The sequence below is a fragment of the Aequorivita sp. CRS11 genome (genome assembly GCF_059693805.1).
The window spans coordinates 61,826-76,486 of the sequence record NZ_JCATIG010000007.1 but is presented as its reverse complement, the minus strand read 5'-3'; the positions used below and the strand labels follow the sequence as shown (position 1 = coordinate 76,486).

The following is a 14,661-nucleotide window of genomic DNA, read 5'->3' as shown; positions in this document are numbered from 1 at the left end:
ATTATGGCAACCGATGTATCTACAATTATTACAAGTATAAAAGATATAACCTCTGGTATCTTGGAGAAGGATATTTCCACAGTGCGCGGGTTTAGTGAACGGCAAGTGGAGGCCATCGCCAAACAGACCGTGATTATTCAAAAAGGCATAGCCAATGGCGATATAGACGAAGATCTTCGGGAGTTTTTTTTGGATGGCTTGGAAGCTATGGCGCTCAACTTTGTAAATACATTGAAAGGAATTTTAATGGTTACCTTGGAAAAGCTTTGGAATGCCCTGGTAAATTTTCTTTATAAAGCGGTGGGCGTGGTTATTTGAAATAATACATTTTAAGTTTCAACTTCCAAATTCCCGAATTAACCAATCACTAAATCCAATCCCCAATTATATTTTCGTAAATTTGCATCTTCGTTTTTTATTCATTAAATCAAACCCATGACTAATATTATTTTGTTCGGCCCTCCCGGCGCAGGAAAAGGAACGCAAGCCAATTTTTTAAAAGAAAAGTACAATTTGGTGCATATTTCTACCGGTGATGTTTTTAGATACAACATTAAAAATGAAACCGATTTGGGCAAGCTTGCCAAATCCTTTATGGAGAAAGGAAAGCTGGTTCCGGACGAGATTACTATCGACATGCTGAGTAACGAAGTGGATAAAAATTGCGATGCCAATGGTTTTATTTTTGACGGTTTCCCGAGAACGGAAGCGCAGGCCGAAGCGCTAGGGCACTTAATGGATGATAAGGATACCCAGATAGACGCTATGGTAGCTTTGGAAGTGGATGATGAGGTTTTAGTAAAACGTTTACTTGAACGCGGTAAAACCAGTGGGAGAGCAGATGATGCTGATGAGAGTATCATAAGAAACCGTATTAAGGTTTATTATAACGAAACTGCTATTTTGAAAAGTTATTACGAAAAACAGAACAAATATTACGGTGTTGATGGTGTGGGAAGTATTGAAGAAATTACGGAACGTTTAAGTAAGGTTATAGACGGGCTGTAGTCCCCACCTAACCTTCCCAAAGGGGAGGGACAAATAACTCTTAACCAATAACTTTATAACTTTTTCAATGACTGAAGGCAATTTTGTAGATTACGTAAAGGTACACGTTACTTCCGGAAAGGGAGGGCAGGGCAGCAAGCATATGCGGCGGGAAAAGTATATTCCCAAAGGCGGGCCCGATGGCGGTGATGGTGGTCGTGGCGGACATGTAATTGTAAAAGCCAACAAAAACCTTTGGACACTCTATCATTTAAAATTTAAAAGGCACTTTAAAGCAGAGCACGGAGAGCATGGCAGCAAACAGACAAGTACGGGCGCTGACGGAGCCGATGTTTATATTGAAGTGCCACTGGGAACAGTTATTCGCGATAAGGAAACCGAGGAAATACTTTTTGAGCTTACTGAAGATGGAGAAGAAAAAGTAGTTGCCAAAGGTGGTCGCGGCGGACTCGGAAATGCCCATTTTAAAACTGCAACCAACCAAACCCCACGCTACTCGCAACCCGGGGAGGAGGGTGAAGAGGTAGATATTATCCTCGAGCTTAAAATCCTCGCCGATGTAGGTTTGGTAGGTTTCCCGAATGCAGGTAAATCTACTTTATTATCTGTAATTACAGCGGCCAAACCTAAGATTGCCAATTACGAATTCACCACTCTAAAACCCAACTTGGGTATTGTGGAATACCGTGATTTCAAAACCTTCGTGGTTGCCGATATTCCAGGGATTATAGAGGGTGCCGCTGAAGGCAAGGGAATCGGCCATCGTTTTCTTCGTCATATTGAACGAAACTCTACTTTGCTGTTTTTAGTTCCCGCAGATGCCCCGGACATTAAGGAACAGTACGATATTTTGGTGGACGAATTGCGCCGTTACAATCCACAACTTTTGGATAAGGAACGATTGGTAGCCATCAGCAAAAGCGACATGCTGGACGATGAACTGAAAGCAGAAATGAAAAAGATTCTCGACAAACAGTTTAAAGGCATTCCGTATCTCTTTATTTCTTCTGTTGCACAACAAGGTTTGACAGAACTTAAGGATAAGCTTTGGAAGATGTTGAATTAAATTTATATGTCAGGTCGAGCGCAGTCGAGACCTGTTCTCAAAATGATATCACGCTTCCAATAGCCCCTCGACTTGAGTTTATCTTGAGCTTGCCGAAAGGCTCGGGGGAGACAATTCAACTTTTCTTAAAATTTCTTTTATAAATCTTTTTTCTAATTCGTATAATGAAAAAGGCTGAATAATTCATTGGTATTCAGTCTATTTGCCTATAATTTTTGTGGCGTTAATTTTCTTCACTTCATAATTCCGTAGTTTTAAACCTTAAATTTTGACGTTCACATCATTTAAGCCTATCGAGTGGTTTCTTCCTTTAATTTAGTGTCTGTAAAAATACCTGATCAGTGTTTACCAGTTTGAAGAACAAGTTATTAATCCTAAAAATTATCAGTTATGAAAACTTTTGTTATTTCCATTTTGTTAAGTTTGACCGCGGCGATACTCAGCGCCCAAGAGGTTACAGTGCTAGACGAGGCAAGATTGTTTTACGCACCGTTAAATGTAACAGTTACACAGGACGGTGACAATTATATTTATAATATTAAAGAAAGTCAGTCGCGCCAGTTTGCACGAGATCCTATTGGGTTTATGAAAGCTAATTTTGATATTCAAAGCTTTATTAACCACACCGCAAACAAAGAATATCACTCCTATTTAGTGACGTTTAAAAGTACTAATGGGTCCTTAGAGGCAGATTTTGACAAAAAGGGCAATCTGCTGGAAACCCGTCAGCAGTTTAAAAATGTACTCTTGCCTGCGGATATTCGCAACGATGTGTACCAAGATTATAAAGGTTACACCTTGACCAAAGCAAAATATACTGCCCGCACCAAAGGCGAAATCTTGGCCAATGCCACCTATAAAATCAAACTTGAAAACGGAAAGGACAAACAGACCCTAAAAATAGACGCCAGAGATAGTGGGGTTGGGGTTGCCGTTAATTGAAAGATTGTGGTTTGCAATTTATGAAAAGACCGTCAGGGAACAATTGTACTGATGGTCTTTTTATAGGTTGATTGGATTCTAAATTTTAATAGGAACACAATTGGGCGATTGAATTTGAATATCTTTACGTTACAAAGCACTCCTTTATAACAATCAATAAATAGAAATTTAATGATAAAAGCACTTGTAATAGATGATGAAGAGCTCGCCCGAAAAAGGGTGCTCTACCTGCTACGGCAAGTGCCAGATGTGGAAGTTTTGGGCGAATGTTCCAACGGAAAAAGCGCCATTCTCGATATAGACCAAAAACGCCCCGACCTCATTTTTTTGGATATTAATATGAAGGATATGAACGGTTTTGAAGTGTTGAAAAAAATAACCCTATCGCCAAAACCCATCGTTATTTTTGTTACAGCTTATGACAATTACGCGCTCAAAGCCTTTGATGTGGATGCCTTCGATTTTCTGCTGAAACCCTTTAAGGACGAGCGTTTCTTTAGAACAATCGAAAAAGTAAGGAAAATTTCAGCAAATGAAGCCGATGAAAATTTTGAGAAACGCATTATTGAGCTTTTCAATTTATACAAAAGTAAATCACAAAAAACCGCTGCGCTGAATAAACTGCCCATAAAACAGGGAAACAAAACCATACTCATTAATCCTGTTGACATAATGTATATTACGGCTTCCGGCAGTTATGCAGAGATATTTGTTGAAGATAAAAAATACGTTCTCCGAGAAACTTTAAACAATCTATGCGAATCTTTGGACAGTAATAAATTTATTAGAGTTCATAGATCGAGCATCGTAAATCTACAGCATGTGAAAGAAATAGTACATTCAGAATTTTCTGAAATTGATGCCCGAATGCATGACAATACCCTTTTGCGCATCAGCAAGTCCTATAAAAAGGACTTTCTGGAAAAAGTAGGAATATGAAGAAGAATTACAATATAAAGAAGAAATACATAGACCTAAAACTGGTGCTGCTGTTAGCCGGGTTTTATGCCTTGTTTGATTTGGTTTTAATTGCAAAGACGGCATACATGCAGGTTTTTGGAATGGAGTCAATGAAAAGCTTCTCATGGTCGCGTTTCTTACTGGACAATCTGCTTTTTGACTATATAATCGTGGTGAGTTTTATGACGTTGATCGCCATAAGTACCAAACGGTTTCTTCGGAAAAATTACTCGTGGACCAAAATCATTTCCACCCACATTTTATTTTCGTTGTTGATAGGGATCGTAATACGGCTGGTAGTTGACCTTTATTACATTATGCTAGGACGCGTAAGTTTTGCCGAATATGATTTTGAGAGTAGCATCTTTAGATTTATGTACGTAATAGACCTAAATTTCCTCATATACTTCGCCATGGTTTTTATAATCTATACCTACTATTATGTAAAAGAGGTGAAAAAAGCTGAAAAAAAGCAAGGCAAATTGGAAGCGCAATTGGTAAGCACCCGTATGAAAATGCTCTCTTCGCAGTTACAGCCGCATTTTCTTTTTAACACATTGAATTCAATTTCCGTACTAACCGATATTGATGCCAGTAAAGCCAAAGATACAATCGCAGATTTGAGCGATTTTTTAAGGGAAATACTTTATGACAACGACAGCAACCGAATTCCGCTGGAAAAGGAACTCCGTATATTGGAATTTTATCTAAATATTATTAAAGTTCGGTTTTCCGATCATTTAAAAATAACTACGGAGATAGATGAATCATTGCTCCACAAAATGGTGCCGGCGCTATTGTTACAGCCCATTCTCGAGAATTCCATAAAACACGGTTATGATTTTAACCATACCGATTTGGAGATTCGCGTAAATATTTATGCAGAAGGAAAAACCTTAATAATAAAGGTTGAAAATAATGGTGCCCCCGTTGAAGTGGGCCATAAACTATTGCTAAAACGAGGTATGGGATTGGCTAATATTAACGATCGTTTAGAAAACCTTTATGGCAACAATTATTTTTTTGAAGTAAGAAATAAAATGGACGGTTCGGGTGTAGAAACTTTGATTAAAATTCCCATCGAAAACTGATGAAATGCCAAATATGTAATCTTCAAGAATCCTTCTTTCTGAGGATGATTTTTCACAATTTTAACCTTTCATAAAATCCAAGCCTTTTGTTTTTGCGTATTTTTATTAAAAAGAAAAATGCAATGAAGTTCCTCTCTATTTTATTTATATCCATATTGCTTATTTCCTGCGGCGCCACCGTGGCTGTAGATTATGACAAACAAGTGGATTTTTCAAAATACAATTCATACAATTATTTTCCAACAATAGACTCTGGCCTAAACCAACTGGATGATAATCGTATTATGCAGATTACGGACAGTCTGTTGCAGCAACGCGGTTTTGTAAAAAGCGAAACTCCCCAGATTTATGTCAATTTTTACGCACGCGAAAGTGTTTCCAGTTCCCGAAACACTATTGGCATTGGTGTTGGCGGCGGTGGCGGTAATGTAGGCGTGGGCGTTAGCGGCGGAATTCCCATTGGAGGCAATGTGATCAATCAACAATTGACAATGGATTTTATAGACGTTGAAAAAGACGATTTGGTGTGGCAAGCCTTGGCCGAAGGCGAAATGAAAGAACGTGCAACCCCAAAGCAAAAAGAAGCGTATTATGTTTCAGTTATACAGAAAATTTTAAAGAATTATCCACCAAAAAAATAATTGTGGTCGCTTCGCAGTTTTAGTAATATTTTTAACCTGAAACCTGAAACCTTAAATTCCAAATCCCAAATTTTGAAAAAAAGTATATTTATTCTTCTTTTATTGTTTCCTTTCTGTGGAAACACCCAAACCCCCTACCAACAAGCGGAGGAATATTTCAAGCAGGAAAAATTCAGCAAGGCAAAACCTATTTTTGAAAAGCATTTAATGCAAAATCCCAACGATAGAAAAACTAAGGAATACTTGGGTGATATTGCAGCCTACGGAAAGAATTGGGACATAGCAATTTCTTATTATGAAAGTCTGGTTAAAAATGAAGATACCAATGCCAACTACCATTTTAAGTACGGAGGAGCCTTGGGTATGAAAGCGCTGTCCATAAGCCGTCTTCGGGCGGTTACATACATTGGCGATATAAAACACCATTTGGAACGTGCCGCAACACTGGACTCAAAGCATATTGAAACACGCTGGGCCTTGGTGGAATTTTACATTCAGTTACCCGGAATTGTTGGTGGAAGTGAAAAAAAAGCAATTGCCTATGCCGAAGAATTGGGCGCCATCTCTAAAGTGGACGGTTATCTTGCCAATGGCTACATAGCTGAATATACAGATAGGCCGAAAGATGCGGAGCGCTTCTATAAAAAAGCGATTGAAGTGGGTGGTTCGCCACATACTTATGAAAAACTTTCAAATCTGTATGAAAAGAACAATCAGCCTAAAGAGGCGATTCTTACAAATTCCGAAGCCTTAAAAAAGCACAAACGAAACCAGCTCAATTATCAAATCGGGAAAATTTCTGCACAATACAATTTGGAGCCAGAATACGGTATTGAATGCCTAAGCCAATATCTGGCCAACTATTCCATAAAAGATGGAGTGCCCAAGGATTGGGCATATTTCCGATTGGCACAGATTTATAAAAATCTCGGAAAAAAGGAAATTGCTCTAACTTGGATAAATAAAGCATTAATTGACCGAACCGATTTTAAGGAAGCATTACAGGAAAAATCGCTAATCCTTGCGCTTTAATTCAGAATTAGAAAAAGTATATTTGTTATACTCAAATTCATATTAGTTTGCAACTTGAAACCTGCAACTTGAAACCAGAAACTAGAAACCATTTTATGAGAATCCACTTTATAGCTATTGGTGGCAGCGCGATGCACAACCTCGCCTTGGCATTACATCAAAAAGGAGATAGTATAACCGGAAGCGACGACGAGGTTTTTGAGCCTTCAAAAAGTAGGTTGAAAAACAAAGGTCTGTTGCCCGAAAAAGAAGGTTGGTTTCCCGAAAAATTGACTTCGGAAATTGATGCCGTTATCCTTGGAATGCACGCCAAAGCAGATAATCCCGAACTTTTAAAAGCGAAGGAACTGGGTTTAAAAATCTACAGTTACCCAGAATTTCTTTACGAACAGTCCAAAAACAAAACCCGCGTGGTTATTGGTGGTTCGCACGGAAAAACTACAATTACATCTATGATTCTTCACGTTATGAATTACAACGGAAAGGATGTAGATTATATGGTTGGGGCACAGTTGGAAGGTTTTGATACAATGGTGAAAATTACTTACGATAGCGATTTTATGGTAATTGAAGGCGATGAATATCTTTCTTCACCAATAGATAGAAGACCGAAGTTTCACCTTTACAAGCCAAATATTGCTTTGCTGAGTGGAATAGCTTGGGATCATATAAACGTTTTCCCAACCTATGAAAATTATGTAGAACAGTTTGAGATATTTCTCAATGAAATTACAAATGGCGGAGCGATAATTTACAACGAAGAAGATTCTGAGGTGAAACGTGTTGTTGAAAATTCTACAAATCACATAAAAAAATATCCATACCAAACACCCGAATATTCAGTTGAAAATGGAACCACACTTTTGGAAACGCCCGAAGGCCCAATGCCTGTTGAAATTTTCGGAAAGCACAATTTGAACAATCTTGAAGGCGCCAGATGGATATGTCAACTTATGGGCGTGGATGCGGAGGATTTTTACGAAGCAATTGCAACATTTAAAGGAGCTAGCAAACGTTTGGAAATGATTGCAGAAACCAAAACAGCAGTTGCTTACAAAGATTACGCACATTCGCCCAGCAAAGTAAAAGCGACGACACAAGCCGTAAAAAGCCAATATCCCGATAGAAAATTGATTGCCTGTTTGGAATTACATACTTACAGCAGCCTAAATCCAGAATTTTTAAAGGAATACAAAGGCACGCTGGATGCTGCAGATAGCGCTGTGGTTTTCTACTCGCCGCACGCCGTAATGATAAAACAGCTTGAAGAAATAAAAGGGGAGCAAATTGATGAAGCTTTTGACCGACAGGATTTGGTGGTTTTCACAAATCCAGCCGATTTTAAAACCTATCTTTTTTCACAGGATTACGATAATACTTGCTTGCTTTTAATGAGTAGCGGCAATTATGGTGGGTTGGATTTTAAGGAGGTAAAGGGATATGTCGAAAAGACGTAAGACCGCTCCGCTATAAGACATAGGATTTAAGACGCTGTTAACAAGAATTTCGTCTTACGTCCTTTGTCCTAAAGTCTTATGTCATTTTCTTGTAAATTTCTTCAATAAATATTGAAACGTCCTTCGGGGAATTTCGCTTTAATTCCTCCTTCGCATTCTCAAAATCCTGTGGGATTTTATCCTGCGAAAGCTTGAATTTCCCTTCCCAATTGGTGATTTCTATTTCAAAAGCTTGGATGTAATTTATCAATCGCTCCATTCGCGGGTCGTCATTTTTCAGTTCAAACTTTTTTGCTTCGCCCTCCAAAAACTCCGTCATATCAACCATTGTTTTTTTAATGGCTTCAGGTTCGTTTATTAATTTAATATTTCCTGTGACGTGAACTATAATATAATTCCACGTTGGCAATTGCGGCGTGGTGTAAATGCTTGGGGAAATATAGGTGTCTGGGCCTTTAAAAACTACCGTAACTTCATTATCATCATTTAGTGTTTGCAATTGTGGATTGTTTCGGTCAATGTGCGCGACCAGCTTTTTGGTGGTTTCGTTGTATATAAAAGGAATATGTGTTACAAATGGTTTTCCGTTTTCAGCTGTAACCAACATTCCCAATGGAAAATGTTTGATTACGGAAATCATTTTTTGAATATCTTCAGATTGGTGGTGCGGTGGCGGATACATTTTGATTTTAGATTGTCGATTAACGATTTCAGAATTTCTCAGTGAAACTCTGCGACTCTCTGTGTAACTCTGTGGAATAAATATTACGCAGAGTATCGCAGAGAAAAGCACTGAGATTCGCAGAGCTTAAATGTAAAAAAAAATGGTTTATGCTTTGGAGGTAAGCGATTTAAAAAACACAAACCCAAACCCTACGCAAAGCATTAAGTGAAACGGAAACAATCCGAAATCGCCACCTTGGTCGCCCACAACAAAGGCACTGTACATTCCAAACGCAAAATAGAGCATCAAAACCCCTTCAACAATCACATTGGGCGAAATGTTTTTGGTGAGGTATTTATTGCCTTTCCAACCTTCCTTTAAACCGCCAATGTTGAATTTAGGCGTACGGATAAATTCACTTTTCTTCCCAAAATGTCCTTCCAAAACCGCAATGGAATTATGCAGCGAAAACCCCATCGCCACAGAAAAAAACGTAAAAAACATTGCTGAATATTTCAGGAATCTCTTAAATCCGCCGCCATAAATGGTTTTATAGGTAAACCAATAGCAGATAAAAAAGATGATGGTGCTTATCACAAAAAAGCTCATCACATAAAAATACATTTTCAAGTGTTCGTATTCGTTTTTGATGTAAAGCATTGGAATGCTCAAAATGGCGACAATCAAAATGTTCAAAAACATGGTGCTGTTCAGCAAATGCAGAAAACTGTGTATTTTGGTTTTCGCAGAAATATCATGACTTTTAAAAACTCGCCAAGCCATTTTCTGAAAATTCTCTGCGCCGCCTTTGTTCCAACGGAATTGTTGGGAACGCGCAGCACTAATTACCACAGGAAGTTCTGCGGGTGTTTCCACCTCTTCCAAATATTTGAATTTCCAGTTTTTAAGTTGGGCGCGATAGCTCAGATCGAGGTCTTCGGTAAGCGTGTCGCCCTCCCAATTGCCAGCATCGAGGATGCATTCCTTTCGCCAAACGCCAGCCGTTCCGTTGAAATTTATAAAATGTCCCTTGCTGTTTCTGCCAACCTGCTCCAAAGTGAAATGTGCATCCAGCGCAAAAGCTTGAACGCGGGTAAGTATTGAATAATCTCGGTTTAGATGTCCCCAACGGGTTTGCACCACGCCAATTTCAGGATCTTTAAAATATGGAATCGTGTTTTTCAACCAGTTTTTCTTCGGAAGAAAATCTGCGTCAAATATTGCAATATATTCGCCTTTGGCAGTTTTTAAACCTTCTTTTAGCGCACCAGCCTTGTAACCTAGCCGATTTTCACGCGTAACATGTTGAATATCTAAACCAGTTTTCTGAATCTCTTGAATGTGCTTCGCAGTTTCTTCAAAAGATTCGTCCGTACTGTCATCGAGAACTTGAATTTCCAGTTTATCTTTTGGGTAATCAATTTCAGCAATGTTGTCCAACAGGCGTTCCATTACATACAATTCGTTATAAACCGGTAGCTGAATGGTTACAAACGGAATTTCTTCTTCTTTCGAAAAATCGAAAGTCGGTTCGTTTTTGTGGTGTTTTCGGGCACTCAGATAATTGAACAGCAAGTTGAGTTGCGCCAAGGCGTACATAAAAATTAGAAGCAGGGCAATGGAATAAACCGTGATAATTATTGATTCAAGAATCATTTTTTGAAACTGTATTTAAAAATCCAGCTTAGGATTTTTACGCCCGCAAAGATAGCACCTTTTACCGTACCCGAAACTTTAGAAACGCCAATACGGTTTTTGTAATTAACGGGCACTTCGGTATATGTAAAATTCTTTTTTAGAACTTTAAGTTGCATTTCTACCGTCCAACCGTAGGTTTTGTCCTGCATATTTAAAGCGAGTAATTTTTCGTATTTAATAGCGCGAAAGGGTCCCAGATCTGTAAATTTTGAATTGAAAAATAAAGTCATCAATTTGGTTGCCAATACATTTCCGAATCGTTGGGGAAAGGTCATAGCGCCCACTTCCCGCAATTCTTTCACACGCGCACCCACAACAAAATCTATGTTATCTTCGAGAATTGGTGCCACGATTTTTGTTAATTCTGAAGGGTAATCGCTATAATCGCCATCTAAAAAAACAACGATTTCCGGCTTGTTATCTTTGTCTGAAATGTATTCCATTCCTTTCAAACATGCGTTTCCGTAGCCGGCTTTTGGTTGAAACAGAACAGTGGCACCTACTTTTTCAGCAACTGCTGCAGTCCTGTCAGTAGAATTGTTGTTCACCACAATTATTTCTGAAACGATATCCGGAATTTCAGCAATCACTTTCCCTATCGAGGCTTCTTCGTTATAGGCGGGAATTATTACTTTAATAATTTTGGTCATTAAAAACTAGGAAATTTATGAATTGCGAATTTCAGAAAAATAAACTTTAAATTGTAGCTATTTACAAATTCAAAAAGCAAAAGTAACATTGGAAAATTTCTGGCTCCATCTCGTCAATTGGTTCTTTATCGTTTTTCATACGGTACTTATTATTTTTAATCTTTTCGGTTGGATTTTTAGAAACACACGAAAGCTACATCTTTTCACTTTGGCGGTTACTCTCTTTTCTTGGGTCGTCTTGGGCATTTGGAACGGTTTCGGGTATTGTTTTCTCACAGACTGGCACTATGATATTTTGCGTCAGTTGGGCAAAACCAATCTTCCCAATAGCTACATAGGCTTTTTGGTGGAAACGTTTTCAGGTTGGCGGCCCGATGCACAACTCGTGGAAATATTGACATTAGTCTTCACGCTGCTAGCTTTGGTATGTTCCCTTTGGGTGAATTATTTTAAAAGAAAATAAAACATTTTTTTTACCATCAACCACTTACTTATTCACAAAATTCATCAAATCCACATCATTTCCCAAAAGGATTTCGTTGGAATCGATACGTTTTTCTAGCGGGCCATTTTCAAGCTTTAAAACCCCGCGCGGACAAACTGCCGAACAGATTCCACAGCCCACACAACTGGAACGTACAATGTTTTCTCCTTTTTGGGCATAAGCGCGCACATCAATTCCCATTTCGCAATAGGTGGAACAATTGCCGCAACTGATGCACTGGCCACCGTTTGTGGTAATTCTGAAACGCGAAAAAAGCCGTTGCTGAAAACCCAAAATGGCAGCCATCGGGCACCCAAAACGGCACCAAACGCGACTTCCGAAGATTGGGTAAAATCCTACGCCAATCACCCCGCTAAATACGGCGCCGATTAAAAAACCATAGCTTTGGCGAAGGGTTTCGGCTTCAAATAGAAACAAAGTTTTTCCAGAAAAATAGTGAAAACCAATCAGGGAAATAATAATCACGAAATAACCAATCGCCCCATAACGGGCATCTTTCTGCAATTCTTCCCTTTTAAAAATAAACGTTCCCGCAAAAACGGCGGTTAAGATTGCTGCCACGGAAATTAGGAACCCGTCTTTCGTTAACCAATATTTTGAACTGTCATCGCCCAAATAACTGTGCACCACCGCCGTGGTCATCAAAACCACAAAAACCAAGACGCTGTGGATTACCCAGCGTTCCACCCTCCAGGCTATTTGCCGTTTGTCGCTCAAATGCCGAAACGGATCGCCGGCGGTTTCTGCCAATCCCCCGCAACCGCAGACCCAACTACAGTACCAGCGTTTGCCGTATTTATAGGTTAAAATTGGCGTGATTATAAAAATGGAAACGATTCCAAAAATCAATAATGCCAAGCCAATATCGCCGGCGGAAATAAATTGATCTACCCGGTATTGCTCAAAATTGTAGTAATTGAGCGGCCAGATGTTTTTAAGGTCGTAATAGGGTAGGGTAAAGGATTCACTGTTCAGCCGCTGCATCAATTCCGGAATCAGAAACGCAAACCCCAACTGGAAAAAAATCACGGAATAGGTTCGCAGTTTTTCGTATTTGTTGTGGCGGTATTTTAAGATGAATTTAATTCCAAAAGCCAAAATGGCCAGCGTATAAAGCGTTCCGTAAACAAACCATTGACTTGCGGAACCGCCATTGAGAAATTTGCTCAAAGGGTCAAAAAGCGCCACCAATCCTTTGTTGTCGCCATCCTGTACCAAGCCCAAATACTGCGGAAACCAATACAGCACCACGTAAAATAAAGTAAGGGTAATGCCCAAAACCCACGCCCAAAATCCTTTGGAAGTAAGCGACTTAAAATATACGCCGTCGTTTTTAATCCCTTCGTGTTTGTTGCCGTAGGCGGCTATTGAAAACCAAACCGTGCCGCCGCCAATGGCGATTAATGAGGCGGTAAGCCAAAGGGTTTTATTGGGAAAATTAATATTGACTAACGCCAAAAAAAGCACCGCCAAACCTATCAAACCGATGGCCGATGCAAGTTTTTGCTGGGTATTTATCGTTTTTGGCGGTTCGCCCGCAAGCGACATATTTCGTTGGACAGTACTCATAGATTATGCGTTTACGGATTGGTTGAAAAATTTTGATTGAATCTCCTTTTCATATTTTCTATAAAATTCAGGGTCGAAATTAGCTTGTTTTAAATTTTGGATAATGTAATCCACGCTTCGCTTTTCATTCAACCATTTGTCAAAAACCTCGTGTTTCATCCGTATTCCGAAAGTGTTTATCCCAAGAAATTCATTGGAGTTTTTATTGTATGAAATCGTTACGCAGCGAAGGTCGCTCGCACATTTCCAGTGGAATTGGGCTTCGTAATCCTTCAGTTTACTTTCTGAAAAAACCCAGCCATAGGTTTGGTATTCAATATCAAAAAACTTAGCGCTGTTAAACCAGTTACCGGGATTATACTCAAAAGGTTTTCCGCAGATGGTCTGCGCCAAAGCCTCGCCCATCATCCGGCCAGTGTACCAAACCGCCTCTACGGGTGGGCGGTTGCCGATGGGTTCGCGTTGCTGTGCACAATCGCCAATGGCATATACGTCTTCAATGTTTGTTTCCAGTTTTCGGTTTACTAAAATACCTTTGTCGGTTTCAATTTTTGAATGTTGAAGAAAGGAAATCTGTGGCTTTACACCCGTGGTAATTCCAACCACGCTACAGGGAATTTCCTCTCCATCCTTGGTTAGTACGGCACGAACGTTGCTGCTACCATCGTCCAAAATTTTGTCGAGTTCTGAATTATGCCGAAGATCCACCCCGTGCGAAACAATATGCCGCGAAATCATTTCGGCATCCTGTTTTGGAAGGACGTTGCTCCAAAACCCATCTTCGCGCACGAGCATCGTAACTTCAATATCGCGGGTGCGGAGCATTTCGGCCATTTCAACGCCTATCAAACCACCGCCGACGATCACCGCCCGGGGACATTCTTTATTGTTTGGCGCATTTTTTTCAAGTTTTTCCAAATCCTGTTTCGAAACCAATCCCTGTACGCCATTCAGTTCCAAACCTTCCCAACCAAAGGTATTTGTCACCGAGCCTGAGGCTATAATCAGTTTGTCATACGTTAAGGTGCCGCCGCCTTTAAAATGAAGCGTTTTGTTGTTGGTATCGACCGTTTCAACATAGGCTTTTTTAAGTTCCAATCTATTTTTTTCCCAAAACCAATGTTCATACGGCTCAATATCGCGCCAGCGCATATGGCCCATATAAACGTACATCAAGGCAGTGCGGGAAAAAAAATGATCGGCTTCAGCGGAAATAATGGTTATTTTTTTATTGGAAAGTTTACGAATGTGTCGAGCGGCCGTTACACCTGCAATTCCGTTGCCTATAATCACGATGTGCTCCATACTTTTGGTGATTGGTTTCTTCAGTCGTTTATAAATTTACGCAATTACAATTGGGGCAGTTTCAAAACAGGTA

At 39.6% G+C, this 14,661-nt stretch carries 15 protein-coding genes; 10 read left to right on the top strand and 5 right to left on the bottom strand.

What is annotated here, in order from left to right; all coding sequences use genetic code 11:
- The first annotated feature begins 3 nt into the window (after positions 1 to 3).
- The 9 genes from AC58DT_RS13260 (at position 4) to AC58DT_RS13220 (ending at position 8,197) form a co-directional block, all read left to right on the top strand.
- Entirely contained in the window at positions 4 to 318 is a 315-nt protein-coding gene (locus tag AC58DT_RS13260; RefSeq protein WP_497217287.1) for a hypothetical protein, read from the top strand.
- 117 nt (positions 319 to 435) lie between these two features.
- On the top strand, positions 436 to 1,008 hold the full coding sequence (locus AC58DT_RS13255) for an adenylate kinase (protein ID WP_497217286.1): 573 nt from the start codon (positions 436 to 438) through the stop codon (positions 1,006 to 1,008).
- Between the two features lie 67 nt (positions 1,009 to 1,075).
- Entirely contained in the window at positions 1,076 to 2,074 is a 999-nt protein-coding gene (obgE, locus tag AC58DT_RS13250) for a GTPase ObgE (protein ID WP_497217285.1), read from the top strand.
- Between the two features lie 390 nt (positions 2,075 to 2,464).
- Complete coding sequence (locus AC58DT_RS13245) at positions 2,465 to 3,016, top strand: PepSY-like domain-containing protein (protein ID WP_497217284.1); 552 nt, start codon at positions 2,465 to 2,467, stop codon at positions 3,014 to 3,016.
- Between the two features lie 171 nt (positions 3,017 to 3,187).
- On the top strand, positions 3,188 to 3,955 hold the full coding sequence (locus AC58DT_RS13240; protein WP_497217283.1) for a LytR/AlgR family response regulator transcription factor: 768 nt from the start codon (positions 3,188 to 3,190) through the stop codon (positions 3,953 to 3,955).
- Positions 3,952 to 5,067 carry a sensor histidine kinase gene (locus AC58DT_RS13235; RefSeq protein ID WP_497217281.1) on the top strand — a complete coding sequence of 372 codons (1,116 nt, stop codon included), beginning with the start codon at positions 3,952 to 3,954 and terminating at the stop codon, positions 5,065 to 5,067. Before AC58DT_RS13240 ends, AC58DT_RS13235 begins: the two co-directional genes overlap by 4 nt.
- Positions 5,068 to 5,189: 122 nt before the next feature.
- Positions 5,190 to 5,708 (top strand): DUF4136 domain-containing protein, encoded by a 519-nt coding sequence (locus AC58DT_RS13230; protein WP_497217280.1) that lies wholly within the window; start codon positions 5,190 to 5,192, stop codon positions 5,706 to 5,708.
- A 72-nt stretch (positions 5,709 to 5,780) separates the two neighbouring features.
- The gene (locus AC58DT_RS13225) at positions 5,781 to 6,740 is read left to right on the top strand and encodes a tetratricopeptide repeat protein (protein ID WP_497217279.1); all 960 of its coding nucleotides are present in this window, start codon (positions 5,781 to 5,783) and stop codon (positions 6,738 to 6,740) included.
- A 95-nt stretch (positions 6,741 to 6,835) separates the two neighbouring features.
- Positions 6,836 to 8,197 (top strand): UDP-N-acetylmuramate--L-alanine ligase, encoded by a 1,362-nt coding sequence (locus AC58DT_RS13220; protein WP_497217278.1) that lies wholly within the window; start codon positions 6,836 to 6,838, stop codon positions 8,195 to 8,197.
- A 76-nt stretch (positions 8,198 to 8,273) separates the two neighbouring features.
- Here AC58DT_RS13220 and AC58DT_RS13215 read toward each other — a convergent pair whose 3' ends face one another.
- The 3 genes from AC58DT_RS13215 to AC58DT_RS13205 all read right to left on the bottom strand — a co-directional run bounded on the left by AC58DT_RS13215 (position 8,274) and on the right by AC58DT_RS13205 (position 11,209).
- The gene (locus AC58DT_RS13215) at positions 8,274 to 8,879 is read right to left on the bottom strand and encodes an FMN-binding negative transcriptional regulator (protein WP_497217277.1); all 606 of its coding nucleotides are present in this window, start codon (positions 8,877 to 8,879) and stop codon (positions 8,274 to 8,276) included.
- A 147-nt stretch (positions 8,880 to 9,026) separates the two neighbouring features.
- Positions 9,027 to 10,517: a cellulose synthase family protein gene (locus AC58DT_RS13210; RefSeq protein ID WP_497217276.1), complete on the bottom strand. Its 1,491-nt coding sequence runs from the start codon at positions 10,515 to 10,517 to the stop codon at positions 9,027 to 9,029.
- Positions 10,514 to 11,209 carry a glycosyltransferase family 2 protein gene (locus AC58DT_RS13205; protein WP_497217275.1) on the bottom strand — a complete coding sequence of 232 codons (696 nt, stop codon included), beginning with the start codon at positions 11,207 to 11,209 and terminating at the stop codon, positions 10,514 to 10,516. Before AC58DT_RS13205 ends, AC58DT_RS13210 begins: the two co-directional genes overlap by 4 nt.
- Before the next feature lie 88 nt (positions 11,210 to 11,297).
- Here AC58DT_RS13205 and AC58DT_RS13200 point away from each other — a divergent pair, with 88 nt between their 5' ends.
- Positions 11,298 to 11,672, top strand: coding sequence for a DUF2784 family protein (locus AC58DT_RS13200; RefSeq protein ID WP_497217274.1), 375 nt, complete (start codon positions 11,298 to 11,300; stop codon positions 11,670 to 11,672).
- Positions 11,673 to 11,696: 24 nt separating this feature from the next.
- Here AC58DT_RS13200 and AC58DT_RS13195 read toward each other — a convergent pair whose 3' ends face one another.
- A complete protein-coding gene (locus AC58DT_RS13195) occupies positions 11,697 to 13,283 on the bottom strand; it encodes a 4Fe-4S binding protein (protein ID WP_497217273.1) in 1,587 nt (528 codons plus the stop codon).
- Between the two features lie 3 nt (positions 13,284 to 13,286).
- On the bottom strand, positions 13,287 to 14,588 hold the full coding sequence (locus AC58DT_RS13190; RefSeq protein WP_497217272.1) for an NAD(P)/FAD-dependent oxidoreductase: 1,302 nt from the start codon (positions 14,586 to 14,588) through the stop codon (positions 13,287 to 13,289).
- Positions 14,589 to 14,661 lie beyond the last annotated feature (73 nt).

Excerpts from the sequence above, each read along its gene's own strand:
- AC58DT_RS13220 (WP_497217278.1), top strand. The coding sequence starts at position 6,836 with ATGAGAATCCACTTTATAGCTATTGGTGGCAGCGCGATGCACAACCTC.
- AC58DT_RS13260 (WP_497217287.1), top strand. The coding sequence starts at position 4 with ATGGCAACCGATGTATCTACAATTATTACAAGTATAAAAGATATAACC.
- AC58DT_RS13210 (WP_497217276.1), bottom strand. The coding sequence starts at position 10,517 with ATGATTCTTGAATCAATAATTATCACGGTTTATTCCATTGCCCTGCTT.
- AC58DT_RS13190 (WP_497217272.1), bottom strand. The coding sequence starts at position 14,588 with ATGGAGCACATCGTGATTATAGGCAACGGAATTGCAGGTGTAACGGCC.
- AC58DT_RS13245 (WP_497217284.1), top strand. The coding sequence starts at position 2,465 with ATGAAAACTTTTGTTATTTCCATTTTGTTAAGTTTGACCGCGGCGATA.
- AC58DT_RS13235 (WP_497217281.1), top strand. The coding sequence starts at position 3,952 with ATGAAGAAGAATTACAATATAAAGAAGAAATACATAGACCTAAAACTG.
- AC58DT_RS13255 (WP_497217286.1), top strand. The coding sequence starts at position 436 with ATGACTAATATTATTTTGTTCGGCCCTCCCGGCGCAGGAAAAGGAACG.
- AC58DT_RS13230 (WP_497217280.1), top strand. The coding sequence starts at position 5,190 with ATGAAGTTCCTCTCTATTTTATTTATATCCATATTGCTTATTTCCTGC.
- AC58DT_RS13215 (WP_497217277.1), bottom strand. The coding sequence starts at position 8,879 with ATGTATCCGCCACCGCACCACCAATCTGAAGATATTCAAAAAATGATT.
- AC58DT_RS13195 (WP_497217273.1), bottom strand. The coding sequence starts at position 13,283 with ATGAGTACTGTCCAACGAAATATGTCGCTTGCGGGCGAACCGCCAAAA.
- obgE (WP_497217285.1), top strand. The coding sequence starts at position 1,076 with ATGACTGAAGGCAATTTTGTAGATTACGTAAAGGTACACGTTACTTCC.
- AC58DT_RS13240 (WP_497217283.1), top strand. The coding sequence starts at position 3,188 with ATGATAAAAGCACTTGTAATAGATGATGAAGAGCTCGCCCGAAAAAGG.
- AC58DT_RS13205 (WP_497217275.1), bottom strand. The coding sequence starts at position 11,209 with ATGACCAAAATTATTAAAGTAATAATTCCCGCCTATAACGAAGAAGCC.